13 protein-coding genes are annotated in these 15827 nt (G+C 41.2%); 8 read left to right on the plus strand and 5 right to left on the minus strand.

Annotated features, from left to right (window positions below):
* Positions 1 to 599: 599 nt before the first annotated feature.
* Together RT138_RS12050 and RT138_RS12055 are read right to left on the minus strand one after the other, a co-directional pair.
* Entirely contained in the window at positions 600 to 1010 is a 411-nt protein-coding gene (locus RT138_RS12050) for a hypothetical protein (RefSeq protein WP_254526671.1), read from the minus strand.
* 219 nt (positions 1011 to 1229) lie between these two features.
* On the minus strand, positions 1230 to 2417 hold the full coding sequence (locus tag RT138_RS12055; protein WP_313190882.1) for an MFS transporter: 1188 nt from the start codon (positions 2415 to 2417) through the stop codon (positions 1230 to 1232).
* Positions 2418 to 2516: 99 nt separating this feature from the next.
* Here RT138_RS12055 and RT138_RS12060 point away from each other — a divergent pair, with 99 nt between their 5' ends.
* The 4 genes from RT138_RS12060 (at position 2517) to RT138_RS12075 (ending at position 9908) form a co-directional block, all read left to right on the plus strand.
* Positions 2517 to 3302, plus strand: coding sequence for an AraC family transcriptional regulator (locus RT138_RS12060; RefSeq protein WP_313190883.1), 786 nt, complete (start codon positions 2517 to 2519; stop codon positions 3300 to 3302).
* 65 nt (positions 3303 to 3367) lie between these two features.
* Positions 3368 to 4420 carry a sugar phosphate isomerase/epimerase family protein gene (locus RT138_RS12065; protein ID WP_185212871.1) on the plus strand — a complete coding sequence of 351 codons (1053 nt, stop codon included), beginning with the start codon at positions 3368 to 3370 and terminating at the stop codon, positions 4418 to 4420.
* 590 nt (positions 4421 to 5010) lie between these two features.
* Entirely contained in the window at positions 5011 to 8520 is a 3510-nt protein-coding gene (locus RT138_RS12070; RefSeq protein ID WP_313190884.1) for a SusC/RagA family TonB-linked outer membrane protein, read from the plus strand.
* Between the two features lie 17 nt (positions 8521 to 8537).
* Positions 8538 to 9908, plus strand: a complete 1371-nt coding sequence (locus tag RT138_RS12075; protein ID WP_313190885.1) for a RagB/SusD family nutrient uptake outer membrane protein — start codon at positions 8538 to 8540, stop codon at positions 9906 to 9908.
* Positions 9909 to 9961: 53 nt separating this feature from the next.
* Here RT138_RS12075 and RT138_RS12080 read toward each other — a convergent pair whose 3' ends face one another.
* Complete coding sequence (locus RT138_RS12080) at positions 9962 to 11158, minus strand: YCF48-related protein (protein WP_313190886.1); 1197 nt, start codon at positions 11156 to 11158, stop codon at positions 9962 to 9964.
* A 12-nt stretch (positions 11159 to 11170) separates the two neighbouring features.
* A complete protein-coding gene (locus RT138_RS12085; RefSeq protein ID WP_313190887.1) occupies positions 11171 to 12979 on the minus strand; it encodes a hypothetical protein in 1809 nt (602 codons plus the stop codon).
* 302 nt (positions 12980 to 13281) lie between these two features.
* Here RT138_RS12085 and RT138_RS12090 point away from each other — a divergent pair, with 302 nt between their 5' ends.
* The 4 genes from RT138_RS12090 to RT138_RS12105 are packed head-to-tail and all read left to right on the plus strand — an operon-like array spanning position 13282 to position 15486.
* Positions 13282 to 13620, plus strand: a complete 339-nt coding sequence (locus RT138_RS12090) for a DUF4870 domain-containing protein (RefSeq protein WP_313190888.1) — start codon at positions 13282 to 13284, stop codon at positions 13618 to 13620.
* Position 13621: 1 nt separating this feature from the next.
* Positions 13622 to 14044 carry a DUF3592 domain-containing protein gene (locus RT138_RS12095; RefSeq protein ID WP_313190889.1) on the plus strand — a complete coding sequence of 141 codons (423 nt, stop codon included), beginning with the start codon at positions 13622 to 13624 and terminating at the stop codon, positions 14042 to 14044.
* A 10-nt stretch (positions 14045 to 14054) separates the two neighbouring features.
* Positions 14055 to 14591: a hypothetical protein gene (locus tag RT138_RS12100; RefSeq protein ID WP_313190890.1), complete on the plus strand. Its 537-nt coding sequence runs from the start codon at positions 14055 to 14057 to the stop codon at positions 14589 to 14591.
* Positions 14592 to 14595: 4 nt separating this feature from the next.
* Positions 14596 to 15486 (plus strand): hypothetical protein, encoded by an 891-nt coding sequence (locus tag RT138_RS12105; protein ID WP_313190891.1) that lies wholly within the window; start codon positions 14596 to 14598, stop codon positions 15484 to 15486.
* Between the two features lie 74 nt (positions 15487 to 15560).
* On the opposite strand, the gene RT138_RS12110 is transcribed toward RT138_RS12105, so the two are convergent.
* On the minus strand, positions 15561 to 15818 hold the full coding sequence (locus RT138_RS12110; protein WP_185212863.1) for a hypothetical protein: 258 nt from the start codon (positions 15816 to 15818) through the stop codon (positions 15561 to 15563).
* Positions 15819 to 15827 lie beyond the last annotated feature (9 nt).

Here is a 15827-nt window from a genome sequence, read left to right on the forward strand (position 1 = left end):
TCCTCACTGATCGTTCAGAATAAAAATGCGCTAAAGAGGGATTCAGAGTGAAACGTAGAATCTATTTTTTATTTTTTTAGGATCGCGTCATTTCGAAATCGTAAGATGAGAAAACTATTTCAAATGAAGTTTGGATAGTTCCGAGACCCTTCGGGGAGCCCTCAGGGTGACACAAAAAGAGTATAGAAAAATATTCCACCCCGCTAGGGGTTTTCTACAAACATTTCACCTTCCGAAGGAAGCTCTTTGCCCCCGGCTCATTTCCAATGGCGGAAAAATGGAAAGAATGCCGTTGCCCTGTGCGATGGGTTTGGCCTTGGATGCTTTCAAGAAATTCTCCCATCAAAAGGGAGAATTTTGAAGAACGGCATCCTCGACATCAAGGCATTCTTTTCATGTGTGATGGATGGTGCGAAAAGCCATCTTAAATGAGCCGAAGCGTTACGGATTCGAGTTGTTTATGGTATCCGTGAGCTCCTTCGTCGGTTTTGGTTACTTTTGGGCTTCAAAAGTAACGAAGAAAACCATTTGGCTAGCCCTAAAATCAAAAAAGGCACACCCGTAAAACGCATGTGCCAGTTCTCAAAATTAAGTTTAACCTAACGTCTCGTAAATACTATTGTTCTAGTTGTTGTACCAGTTACATTGACACCAGTAAATTTCTTGATTGAACCAATCAAGCTCTCTTGGATTTGATAAGTTACCCCATCAAAAATCAACGTTTTCTTCTCTGGCATTGAATAAGGGATTGCAGGCGCAAAATTTGCATCCTTCAGCATAATGTATGCATTGTTGTTTGCCCTGAATTCGATGTATTGTGTTTCATCGTCACCTACCAAGGTATCTACCTCTGGTTCTTTACCCTCTTCTTTGGTCGTTTCCACTACGGAAAACCACTTGTTTGCACGAAGTAAATTCAATGCAGTATCACGTTCAGCATAGTTTAACGTCTCCTTGCTACAAGAAGCCAATCCTATTGCCATTAACCCCAAAATCATTAACTTTTTCATAATGCTTGTAAAATAGTTTCTATATTAATTTTCAATTTACTCCTCGGGCATACTTCCAATCATTATGCCAAGAACTGTTAAGTAAATAAATGAAGCCCTTGTAAAAGAATAACATTCTATCGTTTTTAGGCTCATAACCAAGAGTTAGGGCATAAAATTGGATAAAAAAAACACCTTTGAAAAATATTTCTAAAGGTGCCTTAATCGCTATTGAATTAATTAATTCGCTATTGAGGTCTGTTGTTTTCGATGATATAAGAGATAATATAAAAGCAAGGTCAAGAGGATCAACCCGCTTACGATCATATACATTTTTGCATAGCCAAAATAGGATGCCACGACGGCCAGGACAAAGGCTCCCAATCCAAATCCACTGTCATAAAACAGAAAGAAGGTGGCTGTAGCCGAACCGGCTTTGTCCAGCGGACTTAATTTGATGGTGATGGTCTGGAAACTAGGAAATATAGCACCGTAAGCAACCCCTAAAATCACACCGGACAATAAGATCTGGAACAAGGAAGTAGCCGATCCCATGATCATCAGTCCAAGGGCAAATATGATCAATGAAGGGATAATCAAATAACTAGGTCCTTTGGAATCCAATAACTTCCCGATGATGGGACGGGTTACCATGATGCTGATAGCGAAGGTGATAAAATAGTACATGGCCGCTATCGGCATACCTAACTCGGTCGTATAAACCGCCATAAAGGAGATAATCGAGGAATAAGAGAAAGCAAACAACATCGCTGAAATGCAGACCGGGACAGCCTTCATCTCAATAAAGTTTGAAAAACTGAATTTCTGCTTGCCAACTTTAGCAGATACTGCTTGTTTAACTGTATGTGGATTTTTTATGAACAAGGTCAACAGCCAACTTATGACCGAGAAGATTGACGCCACAATGATCAAGACCTCAAAGCCAAATGAATTTAGGATATATAAACCCAAAGCTGGACCTAGCACCATGGAAAGGCTCATCGCCAAGCCATAATAGCCAATTCCCTCGCCCTTCCTGCTATTGGGAACCATGCTGATGGCCATAGCGGCATGTGCCGTTGTGGAAAGCGAATGGAAAACCCCATGTATCATCCGAACGAGCAATAAAGGTACGATGGCATGTATTCCAAGGTACATAAAGGAACAGACCACAAATAAAAACATGGTAATAATGGAGATCTTTTTAGATCCGATTCGATCTGAAATCACCCCAGAAAATGGACGTAACAGCACAATCCCGAGAAGGTAGATAGAAACCACCAAACTCATGTCTCGGGCAGTACCGCCCATATGCTGTTTGATCGCCAATGGCATAGAGGATAACAACATGTAGAAGTTTACAAAAAGAAAGAAGCAGCCTAAACAGGATAATATAAAATCCCGCGTCCAAATTTTATTCATATTCATATTGAGGCACAAAGGTCCCCAAATATTGCTAGCTATTTTTTATATAATTGGCCATAAATTATATTTTTCTAGCCAAACCTTTCTATCTTTGACCTTACTATGGAAAAGGATTTCTTAAAATGGGTAAGTACAGAGGACCAGCAGGTCTTGACATTTCAGATGAAACCCGAACATTTCGATTTCCATTCCCACGCCAAAGCCCAGCTTACCCTTTTGGAGGGTGGTCTAACCTATTTGCACACAAGAGAAAAGGCTTATTTTATCCCTTCCTATCACTATGTTTGGATACCTCCACATTTGGAACATAAATTTAGCCATCAACGTGAACAGCATGTATTGGTCCGGAACCTGTACATCCCATTAAGTAAAAAGCAGCTCAAACCTTTCCATCAGGAAATCGGGATTTTCCCAGCGCATCCCCTGATTATTGAAAGCCTAAAATTCTGCGGGACTTCCGTTTTCAGCAAAGGTGAGGAACAACACAGCTTCCTTCATTCCTTGGTGCAGCTACTTCCTCAATTGAGTCCCATGCGATTCAGTTTAGCCCTGCCAACATCCAACCAACATCAACTCAAGCCCATCCTTTCCTATATCAGCAATATGCTCCATACCGATCTTCGATTGGAAGTCGTTGCGAAAAAGTTCAATCTCGGTATGCGTAGCTTGAGTCGTTTGTTTGAGCAGCATCTGCATACCTCATTCTTGCAATTTGTCAAGACTGCCCGCATCATACGCTCCATCGAATTAATCCTTGCCAGAGAAAGGAGCATCAGCGAAATTAGTTATGCCGTAGGCTATAAAAGCATCGCTTCCTTTTCCAACACCTTTCTCCAAACGACAGGCAAAAGACCTACAGATTTTGCAAATGATTTGTTACTGAAATAGAATTTAGTGTTTCAAATACACTATATAACAGATTGAATTGTTATATTTAGTCAAACTATTTTTTTATGAAAACATTAAAAGGACCGGGCATTTTCCTAGCCCAATTTATAGCCGATGAAGCACCGTACAATAATTTAGAAACCATTAGTAAATGGGCGAGCTCATTGGGTTTTAAAGGTGTACAGATCCCGACTAATGATCCAAACTTCTTTGATGTGCAGAAAGTTGCGGAAAGCAAAACCTATGCAGATGAAATCAAGGGAAAACTTAAAGAACAAGGGGTTGAGATAACAGAGTTATCTACCCACCTTCAAGGGCAGTTAGTGGCGGTTCATCCTGCTTATGATAAACTTTTTGATGGATTCGCTCCTGAAAAATATAGAAATAACCCTAAGGCCAGAACCGAATGGGCTATAGACCAATTGAAGTTAGCGGCCAAAGCTTCGGCTAACCTCGGCCTGAATGCCCATGCGACCTTCAGTGGAGCCTTGTTATGGCATATGGTCTATCCTTGGCCTCAACGTCCTGCCGGTGCTGTGGAAACAGGATTCAAGGAATTAGCAAAAAGATGGCTTCCAATTTTGGATGAATTCGATAAAAATGGCGTGGATGTTTGTTACGAAATCCATCCCGGTGAAGACCTACATGATGGGGTAAGTTATGAGCGCTTTTTAGAGGCAGCAAACAATCACCCAAGAGCTTGCTTACTATACGATCCATCGCACCTATTACTACAGGGCATGGATTATTTAAGCTATATCGATCATTACCATGAGCGTATCAAGATGTTCCATGTTAAGGATGCAGAGTTCAACCCAACAGGTAAACAAGGGGTGTATGGTGGATACTCTGGCTGGGTAGAACGCGCAGGAAGGTTCCGTTCATTAGGAGATGGACAGGTGGATTTCAAAGGAATCTTCAGTAAACTGGCTGCTTATGATTTTGATGGATGGGCCGTAATGGAATGGGAATGTGCCTTGAAAAATTCAGTAGATGGCGCAACGGAAGGTGCTGAATTTATCAAGAACCATATTATCAAAGTTACGGATAAAGCATTCGACGATTTCGCTGCAACTGGAGCTGATGAAAACTTCAATAGAGAAATATTAGGTATTTAATCGCCTATAAAATAAAAGATCTGAAACAGTAGTGGCCCCAAGCTGCTACTGTTTTTTTTGAATATTGATCCGGTCTAGGAAATTTATTCAAGCACGAAATCTTTGGCAATAATAATGACCAATTTTTAATCCAAAAAAATCCCTCAATAGGTGCTTCATCTGAATTGGACCTTATTCGAGACACATTCCGAATTTTAGCAATATGTCTCGAATATGGGTAAAACAAAACCCGAAGAACCTTCCCCAAACCCCCTCCATTTTTCTTAAATCTCATCCAAAGTTTTCACAGGAAAAAACAGCTTTTGAATGAGTTATTGCTTGCAGTATCTAGCCGGAATTCTGACCTTTTTAGCTTAATTATTAAGCATTTAATAAAAGTATATTTTGTCTTAAATTGTTGTTATTTTAATTATTTCACATTTTTTAACAACAAAAAAGGTTTGTTGGCGTTTAAGTATTACGTATCAATGTAACAAAATTGATATAATGGTTGTCAAAAAAGCACTAATTCTTGTTCTCGCAACATGTTTTGATAACCAACTTTTGAGCGGAATTCTATTAAGAAAATTACCCTGATAAATAATTAACATATGACGCAAATCCTTTACCGTTCGCTTTTCTTAGCATGTGCTCTCATGCTCTTTTGCCATCAAGGACGGGCAAGCGCTACAGAAAAGAATCACAAACTAGAAACAAACTTTAAAGTCAATCCCAACCATCTTTCCATTGATTCTTTAGATATCATTGGTAAGATTACTGACTCCACTGGAACAGCCATTGAGGGCGTAGTGGTAACAGAACAGGGGACTACAAACAGTGTGCTATCCAATGAAAATGGCGAGTATAAAATCGCGGCCAACCCAAATGGGATGTTGGTCTTTTTAAAATCGGGATTTGCCACACAGGAAGTTCATGTCAACAACCAAAAACAGTTGGACGTGAAGATGCTGGTTGCCACTCCAGAAACGGAGGCTGCTGAAACAGAAGGCACAGAACAGACCGATAGTTCGGCGACCCAAACAGACAGCACTGCTGTATTGCAGGACAGTACGCAAGTACAAACCGACAGTACGCAGACGGCAGTTGCGACCGACAGTACCGCACAAACCGATGCAACAGTTGCAGCACCTACTGGTCAAAATGTGATCACAGGTACAGTCAACGGACCATCTGGGCCACTTCCGGGAATTACCGTAAAAGTAGTCGGAACGGATCTAAGTGCCAGTACCGATGAAAATGGTAAATTCCAGATCGCTGCCGATGCAAAAAGCAGGATCCGCTTTTCGTCCGTTGGCTATAAGACCATTACCCAGACAGTGGGAAACCGAAAGGATATCCAAGTCGTGATGGCGACTGAAACCAATACGATTGAATCCGTTCAGGTCGTGGCTGTAGGTTATGGTACGATGAAAAGAGCAACCCTACCAACGGCGGTATCCAGTATCGGCGCCAATGAGATCGAAGATGAGGTATTGCCCAGTGTAACCCAGGCCATCCAAGGTAAAGCCGGTGGTGTACAGGTTACCCAAAAATCGGGTTCACCGGGTGGTGGTATCAGTATCCGTGTTCGTGGTACAACCTCCATCAATGCCAGTTCTGACCCACTATATGTGGTGGATGGAATTCCTGTGAACAGTACAACCAACTTTACAGGTGGTTCAACTTTTGATTTCGGTGGTGGTACCCAAGGGATCAATGTGCTGTCATCCATCAACCCTTCGGATGTACAATCCATTGAGGTCCTGAAAGATGCGGCATCTTCATCCATCTACGGTTCCAGAGCGGCTAATGGTGTGGTATTGATCACTACGAAAAAAGGTCTTGCTGGACAGAGCCAGTTTACATTCAACATGTATGAGGGTTTCTCCCAAGTTCCGAAAGAAAGATATTATGACTTCATGAATACGGCACAGTACCAAGATTACATGAAAGACTATTATAGAATCTTGCAAGAGCAAGATCCGTCAAAGCCTATCCCTGATCAAATCTTTGCTAATCCAGGTATCAATACTGATTGGCAAAATGCAATTTTCAGGACTTCTCCAACCAGGAACTACGAGCTTGCAGCAAGTGGTGGAAGTGATAAGACGCAGTATTATACCTCGGTTGGTTACATGAAACAAGGCGGTGTATTGCTTTCTTCAGATTTTGACCGATTAAGCGGCCGTTTGAACTTAAACCATCAACACAGTGACAAGTTAAGGTTCGCGACCTCGATCAATTTGACCAGAGCGACAAACCATCGTGTACAGGAAGAGAATTCGAAAGAAGGATCGACCAAATCGGGGATCTTCTCCCCGCCGAATATTCCGGTATATGGTGAGAATGGCAATTATTACTATGACCAAGTAAGGTTGACCAGGGAGAACCCTGTTGCCATGCTTGAATTGCCAACAAATAAGGCACAGACTTACCGCATCTTGGCAAATGCCAGTGCAGAATACAATATCATCCCTGAACTATTATTGAAAACAAGTTTTGGTACGGATTTAAGCTTTATTGATGAGACATTCTTTATGCCTCCAACTGGTTTACGTTCATACGCCAGTCAGGGTGGTATAGGTGCCAGCAGAAGTACCCGTGACCAATTATGGATCAATGAGACGACCTTGACCTTTGATAAGACCATGGGAGACCATTATATCAATGCATTGGGAGGTTTCTCGGTTCAAGGTTCTCGTTTAGAGTTTACCCATGCACAAAGGACAGGATTCCCGAACAATGATATCCCTTATGTAACTGCAGGGGGTGTGATCACCGGAGCCAATGCATACCCAGAAGAATGGGCCATTGCATCGGGTTTTGCTAGAGCATCTTATGTGTACAAGGACAAATATATTGTAAATGCGAATGTTCGTATGGACGGTTCATCACGCTTCGGTTCCGACAACCGTTGGGCGGTCTTCCCATCCATGGCTGCAGCTTGGAGGATTTCTGAGGAAGACTTCCTGAAAGACAACAGCACCTTCAGCGACTTGAAATTGAGAGCCAGTTGGGGTATCACCGGTAATCAGAACATCGGTAACTATGCCAGCCGTTCTTTATACTCAAGTGGGAACAACTACATGGGCCAAGCTGGTTTTATTCCAAACGTACTTGGTGACAAAGGCTTGAAATGGGAAACCACAAGACAATGGAACGTGGGTGTAGATGCTGGTTTCTTCAATGATAGGATTTCCCTTTTGGCAGATTACTATTATAAGAAGACCTCGGATCTATTGATCGGCCTACCGATCTTGACGAGTTCAGGATTTATCAACCGTTTCACCAACTCTGGAGACATTGAAAACAAAGGTTTTGAATTTGAATTAAGCAGCAAAAACTTAGTGGGCGAATTCAAATGGAGCACTTCCCTGAACATGACTTTCAATAGAAATAAAGTTTTGGCCTTGCCAGAAGGACTGACTGAAATGCGCGGTGGTGTGGGCGATCTGAACAGAGCTATCCCAGGAATGCCATTAGGTGTATTCTATGGCTGGAAAGCTTTGGGAGTTAATCCACAAACAGGTATGATCGATTACCTAGGCAAGAATGGTGAAGCTGTTGCACCTACAAATTACGAAGACCATGTGATGATCGGTGATCCTAATCCACAGTTCTTTGGTGGTATCAGCAATAACTTTGAATACAAGAATTTTGACTTGAGCATTTTAGGTCAATTCTCTTATGGCAATGATATCTTCAATTACAACTTGGCATCGGGTCTAGAGGGATTCAACCCGAGTTCTAACCAGTTTGTTGACTTTGTGGACAGATGGCGCGAACCTGGAGACATCACGGATGTTCCAAGACCGGCACCGGGAAGCTTAGACAACGGTGCGGTATCTTCACGATTTGTAGAAGATGGCTCATTCTTCAGGATCAGAAATATCACCTTAGGTTATTCCCTTCCAAACGAGATTGCGGAACGCATCAAGATGAAGAGATTACGTTTCTACGTAACGGTTCAGAATGCCTACGTATTCACAAAATATAGAGGATATGACCCTGAGGTAAGTTCTAGCCACGGCGGAGCAAACACAGGTTTAATTTACGGTTATGACTATGGAAGTTATCCACAACCAAGAATTTTCACAACAGGTATTAACTTAACTTTCTAAGAGTCGCGAATATGAAAATGAAAAATAGAATATTATCCATATGTTTCGTTGCATTGACAGCGGTTTCACTGAGTTCATGCAACAAATTTTTAGACAAGGACCCATTGGGGCAGATTGCAGAAGATGAGTTTTTCAACTCGGAAACAAATGCAAATGCTGCCGTAATCGGTGCATATAGAACCATGACCAATTCTTTTTCCTATGGTCAATCCACTTTGATCGTTCCTGAATTTTCAGCAGTGCATGTAAGGCATTCTGCGGTCTATCCAGAGTATGAGACCTTCGCCAGCCATGAAATCCAGGCTATCAACCCTTGGACTTCCAATATGTGGCAGGCATTGTACGCAACAATCAACGCGGCAAACAATGTAATCGATGAGGTTCCCAACATGGACGGCTCCATGATCTCGGAAGAAAAGAAAAAGATCTTTATCGGAGAGGCAAAATTCATCAGAGCCTTGAATTACTTTTTCTTGGTCAGAGCTTTTGAAAGGGTTCCCCTAAAATTAAAAGCGACGAAGGAAGGTGATGATATCAAAACGCCGCAGGCAAAGAAAGAGGATACCTACGCACAGATCGTAAAAGACCTAACGGAAGCTATTGCTGCATTGCCGAAGGAAAACCCTTATTCAGGCGATGCTGGCAGAGGAAGAGCCTCACATTGGGGTGCAAAGGCCTTATTGGCTAAGGTGTATCTATACCAAGCTGCTTTTACCAATGATTACAAGAAAGCTGCTGACCTGGCCAATGAAGTGATAACATCGGGAGGTTTCAGTTTGGTTTCAGACTTCAGCACCATCTGGACAACCCAGAATACAAATGAAGCAATCTTTGAACTGCAATTTGATGACCAAGTGACCAATCCTTTGGCAGCAGTAGCCAATGATAATCCATCGGTTTTGTTCTTCGCAAAGGATTCAACGGTGCTGGACCTGTATGAAGATGCAGATAAGCGAAAAGCATTTACCATCAAAAAAGGAAGCAATGACAATTACTTCATGGGTAAGTTTCCAAACTTTTCGCCTTCAAGCCAAAATGTTACGGTCATCCGATTGGCAGAACTGTATCTAATCCATGCAGAAGCTAAGGCAAGGGTAGACAATAGCGTAAGCCAGGCTGCTTATAATTCGTTAAAGATGGTTCAGGATCGTGCCGGAGTAACCAAAGCAATTGGTTCTTTTGGCAGCCTTGCAAATTTCATCACCGCCGTTCAGGAAGAGAAGGAACGCGAGCTGATGTTTGAAGGTGAGACCTGGTTCGATTTTGTTCGGACAAAATTGGCGATGAAAAAGTACAAGACATTAACCAAGGAGGAGTTTATGGTCTATCCAATACCTACAGCCCAAATATCTTTAGGTGGAGGATTGACACAGAATCCAGGTTATTAGTAAATAAATGATTCATGGGAAAGGAGGCTGAATGGCCTCCTTTTTTTTTGTGCTTACTTATCCTGAACCCGATATAGTTTATCCCGGTCCAAGAGATAAATATGTTCCTTATCTAAAGGATAAATGGCATGTGACTCCCCGATGAAGGTGGAGGTATCTGAACGCAATAATGGTTTCAATGTCATATCTCCTCTATCCAATTTATAGGCGAAGGCTGTACGTCCATTGTCATTATCGGAAGCCGTGCTGCTCACATAGATATCTTGACCTAATCCGGTCATATCGGTAAGGGTTAAATAATCGCCTTCGTTATAGATCTCGATCGGGTTGAAAGGTTTTGGGAAATCCAGTCTAGTCCAGTTTTTGGCCAAGTCGGTCGATCTCCAAAAGGATCTGGAACCTGCTGCAAACAATTCATTGGGATTGACCGACCATAAGGATCGCAGCGTCGCATCTGTATTGTATTGCATGTTGGAAGTGATATCCTGCCAGGTTTTACCTGCATCTGTTGTGATATAGGTTATCCCAATGGAATCATCCAAAATAATCCATGTCTTTTGGTCCAAGATGGATAGTTCAACCAAGGCATAGTCCTTGAGAACAGACCCTTCCAAATTTATCGCTTCCCAAGTGATCCCTGCATCTTTGGTCAACATCATGATAGGTCTTCCACTGTCTTTCCTTTGACCGACCACTATTCCAAAACTATCATTTAAGAAACGGAGCTTATACCAAGTAATGCTTGCCACCTCGGGGTATAAGGTTTGGGAATTGAATACCTCCCATTTTTCAAGGTTATGGTCGGTCCTAAAGACATATTTGCTTTCTCCCAATACAAATATGTGCTCTTTGGTCTTGGCTATGCTATGGAAAGCATTTGCAAACCTGGAAAAGTCTAAGGCCTTCCAGTTTCTCCCCGCATCGGTGGTAGCACGTATGCTGAGATTGGTTCCACCTACAATCAGCCCCTTTTGCGGGTTGAGGAACAAAACGTCATTGAAAAAGCTAAATGAGAGATCATTATTTTGATAAAGGATATCAGCTTCCGTTCCATTTGCAGCGTTTTTTATCTTCGATGGCTGAAATGGTATGTCGAAACTATAGTTTTCCTTTTCTGTCAATTCGGGAACTTTATCAATTGAAATGTAATTTTCGTTGACCTGAGCTTTGCAGGAAGTAGAAAATGAACAGCTAAGAACCGAAATCAGGAAGGATATATACCTCCATTTGATAGATAGGGTGATTTTCATAGGTGAGGATATTTAAGACCCAACTTCTTGCAAGAAGGATTCGAGGTCACTGTCTTTGGAAAGACCAAACTTCTGTTTCAATCTATATTTGAACATCCGGACTGACTGGGCTTCAATGTGCAACACTTGGGCAATCTGCTTGGTTGACATCTGTAAATAGATGTAAGCACAGTATCGCAAGTCTAATGGGGTCAGTTTTTGGTTCGCTTTTTCAATCAATTGAGAGAAGAAAGTCGGGTGCAATTGCTGGATCTGCCATTTAATATCATCGAAATCTGCATTCAAGAGGGTTTCTTCACGCAACAAACGTTGAATATCGCGCGAATCACCATCCTGCAATTTGGATTGGATCTGCTTGAGCATATCATTTTTGTGTTCAATGATCAATGAATTGGCAAGAGCTTCTTTTTGTAGCTGTTGATGTTTCAGCTCCAAAAGATCCTGTTCGGCCTTTAACCTGGCTTGCTCCTCCCGCTCCAACTTTACCTGCATTTCGGCATTCAACTCAGCATCTTCTTTTTCCATCGCCAATTTTTTTTCGCGTTCAATGGAGTAACGAAGTTTGAAGTGATAGGACCTAAACATAAAGGCCAAGCCAAGGGTGGCAAGTATAGCCAATCCACCATAGAGGTAGTTCTGTCTTTGTCGCAAATCAGCCGTTTCGCCCAATAGCTTTAGTTGCTGGTCTTTTTTCTCGGTTTCATACTGGATTTCCAGCTTTTGGGTGTTGGTAATCTGCTCCTGGTCGAAGTTCTGTTTCAAGACGCTTTCGGACTTTTTCTGGTAATTCAGCGCAGAAGTGATATCTCCCTTTTTTTCAGAGAGGTCTGCAAGATGCTTATAGAGCAGGTATTCCAATCGGAACAGGGAATTATCCCTCCGGGAGTCCAATCGGCTGACTCCCTGGATCAGATATTGTTCTGCCAAGGCTATATTTCCTTCTTTGATGGCAAAATCACTTTTGATGCCATATATGTTGATCCATCTGCTGAACCTTGCGCGGTCGTTTTTAAGTTCTATTTCTGCTTCATCCAGGTATTTATAGGCTTGCTCTTTTCTCTTGGCAATCGGGCCATTATCAAACTCCAGATAATAGTTGGCCAAGTTAATGGATGCCACCACAAAGGTATTGCTGCTCACCTCGGCTGGGAATTGCTCAAAGAGTTGATAGGCCTTTTCCAGATGGTAGAAATTGCTGTCGATATCCTTTTGTTCATTGGTCTTCCTATATCTGTTTAAGTACACACTGGCAAATCCGAGATGGACATTGGCGATGTAGTTTTTATTATTGGTCTTTTTGGCGTACTTATCACATTCTTGGATATAATGCTGCATTTTGTCGTTTTCATCCCAACCTGTGTATGTAGCATAGATCAAGTAGTTGAAATAATAATTAAGATTATCTACGTTCTTTTCGTTTTCCAAAAGCTTGAGGCCTTCCTTTGAATCCTTGATCACCTCGTCAGTCAGGTTTAGGTAGCTATTTAAGAATGCTCTCGCTCTTAAAGCCATCGCTTTGCTGATGAGGCTATTGGTTTTGTCCTGTTGCTCGATGACGATATCTACGGCCTGACTACCCAGTTTCAAGCTGTCTCTATCCAATAATATTCCACTCTTGAAGGTATTCAGGTAGATAAGATCATCCGGTCCATTAGCGGGATTCTTAAGGGCTTGGTTAAGGATTTCTAAAGATTTATCATCCTGATTTTTCAGGTTTAGGAGCTCCACTTGCTTCACCACATCCTCAGTGCCATTGAGTAGGCTTTGTCCCCAAACGGTTACCGAATTAAGCAAAAGAAAAAGGATCAGGATATTTTTCATATGGATAATTGAACAAAAATTGGAATTGGCAATCTATTATTTTTTTTTGATAGAATGGTTTCTTCAGGAAAGAATCAAAAACCTAGCCAATGAATTATGGCACTGTAAGCCAGATTGTTACGTTTTATGTATATACTTTGTATATACAGAGTAGAAGCCTGTATACAGATTGTGCTTAACAGTGCATTGAAGTTTCCGAAAATGTTTAGGAAATTTAAATTGATGAAAAAAGCACTTGATCGTTCCGCTATGAGCTGGATGAGAGAAAGTCTTTTCATAAATTATTTAATTCAGGAAGGAATATGAGTTCAAAAGCACAAGCAGTATTAAGTTATCTGGGAATTCTTTGGTTGCTGGCCTATTTTGCTGGGAAGAATAATAGGGATCAATTCAGCGCTTTCCATTTGCGCCAAGGTCTGGGGCTAACCATCTCCTCCTTTCTCTTCGTGCTCATTCTGTCCATATTAATGGCTGTAGCTCCATCTATTGCCTTTATTTTCAACTTTTTTGGTCTGCTAATCTTTATATTGATGATTGTTGGCATTCTTCATGCTATTAATAATGTGGAGAAGCCTCTTCCCTTTATAGGAGAATATTTTATGGATAAATTTCCCTTTATTGAAAACAAGAAAGTAAATTGATATGTCTGCAATTATACATTGGTCATTATTATTTCTGGGGCTGATCCTATTAGGGTTTTCGATTTCCCTATATTTAAAGACAAAGAAAATGTTGTCGAAAGGTGTTTACGGGAGTGCTGTCGTGATAGAGAACAAATTAGTGCGCTCCACGGACGAAAAGGGTACTTCGATGATGTACCAACCTGTGATGGAAATAAAAGCGGGAGAAAAGACTTATCCCTTTAGCCCTAACTTCAGGTCCAATCCGCCTCAATATAAAGTTGGTGAAAAGGTTCCTGTGGTTTATGAAGCTTCAGATCCGCAGTCTGCACGGATTGTATCCTATTGGGGTCTGCATCTGGGCAGTATTATCCTCATGCTTTTTGCCCTGCCGATGCTAACAATTGGCACAGGCTATGTGTTATTCAAATATGGTATCATTTAAACCCTAAATTATGTCTGAACAATGTTCATTATATATCAAAGTACGGATTTCGAAAGAAGACCTTGATGCTTTCCTAAAGGCTAGACCCATTGCAAGTACCATAAACAGTAATTGGCTGGAATGGTGGGAATCTAGAGTGATGCACTCCAAGATGGACCTCAAAAATATTCCTGCTTATATCGTTCCTACGAATGGAGACTTTCTAGAGGATATCTTGGAAGATAAATATATAGTTGCCAGACAAGCCTATAAAGATGGGTATTGGTATCTCTTAGGCCTACAGTTTTCCGAAAACTATACGGAGATCTTGCCCATGATCTCATGGATCAAGGATCTGGCGGCACACCTGGAGCCGGATGCGAAGGGAGTGGCTTTTATTTATGATTACTTATGGGGCGATAAGACGGTCATGGCCTATATTGAAATATCTGAAAAATTAGGAAAATTGAGCCGTACCAGTCGTACAACGGAGATCAATCAAGAGATCCTTAAGGAGGCTAATGAAATGTTCGAAAACTTATTAAACAGCTTAGAAGACAAAGATTAATACAATGAATGAGGTAAAAATATTCTTTATCATTATTGGGACTTTCTTTATGCGTGAGCAACCGAGCTTGGTTGCAGAGAAGGCCGTGATAAGTGTGGATCCTATAAAAAAGCAGGTGGTCATCGTTCAAAAGAACTTGATATCGACCATCGAAGAGCAATCTGTTCAGAAAACAGAGGAGTTCCAAAAACTTAAGAACAAGGAGTTGAATTGGGCCAATGAGCTCAGCATCTTTAAAAATAATGAGATCAGTATCCAAGAAAATGGCAATTCCGTATCCTTGACGGTTTCATTTAATTATGATAAACCGGAAGACCTTAGCGTCGTTAATATTGATTATAATGAGTCGCAATTTGCCACTTTCATCGATGAAAAGATAAAGGGCCTAACTGGTGATTTCCATGTAGAAGAGCCATATTTGGTTTTTAAAGAGAATAAACCATTCTCCTTTGAGGTCAGCATTTATGACGAATGGTTAGAATCCGACACGCCTCCTTTACAGTTTAGTAAAGAATTTCTTGGCCAACCTTTGGTCATGAAGAAATCTGATGCCGTCAAAGGAAAAGGCTTGATCCAAACTGATTACCCCTCAACTTACGGTTCTAATCCTTCCTATATGGATAAAGGTTTGAACCTGTTTTTTGCAGAAGATCAAGATTTTGTCCTCTTGAATGAGGAAACGGAAATTGAGGTCAGCTATTTTGACAATAACACCTTATTGATTCCAATCAATGCGGGTACTGCTCCTATTAAAGGGTTAAATAAAGGCGATAATTATTTTGTCTTCCAAATGGATGACATGAATAATAACCTGACTTTATTTCCTTCAGATAAAAACGGGAAAATAATGGAGGGTAAAACTCCCTTATACTTTAGCACATTGCCGAGGGAGTAAAATAAATGAGGTCCAAGGCTTAGCTTTGGACCAATTAATTTTTTCTGATATAAACAGGAATAATATCTTTAGAATTAGGACCTAGAAAGTTCCATTCCAGACTTTAAGATAGAATTGAGTTTGATAAGCTTTAATACCGCTGGAAGGATGACTAAAATAGACGCAGCCACCAAAACAGAAAGTATTAAAGTTTTTTCTTGTTTAACAAAAAGCCCAACAGTAGTTATTAATAAGGTCATTGCCATTGCTCCGCCACAAATAATAGCGAAAGTAAGCTTGCGTTGTAGGTTCAAATCTCTGATAACCTCACTCATTTTCTTGTTGCTTCCCATAATGCCCAG

Source organism: Sphingobacterium sp. (genome assembly GCF_032065005.1).
In the GTDB taxonomy this organism is placed as follows: domain Bacteria; phylum Bacteroidota; class Bacteroidia; order Sphingobacteriales; family Sphingobacteriaceae; genus Sphingobacterium.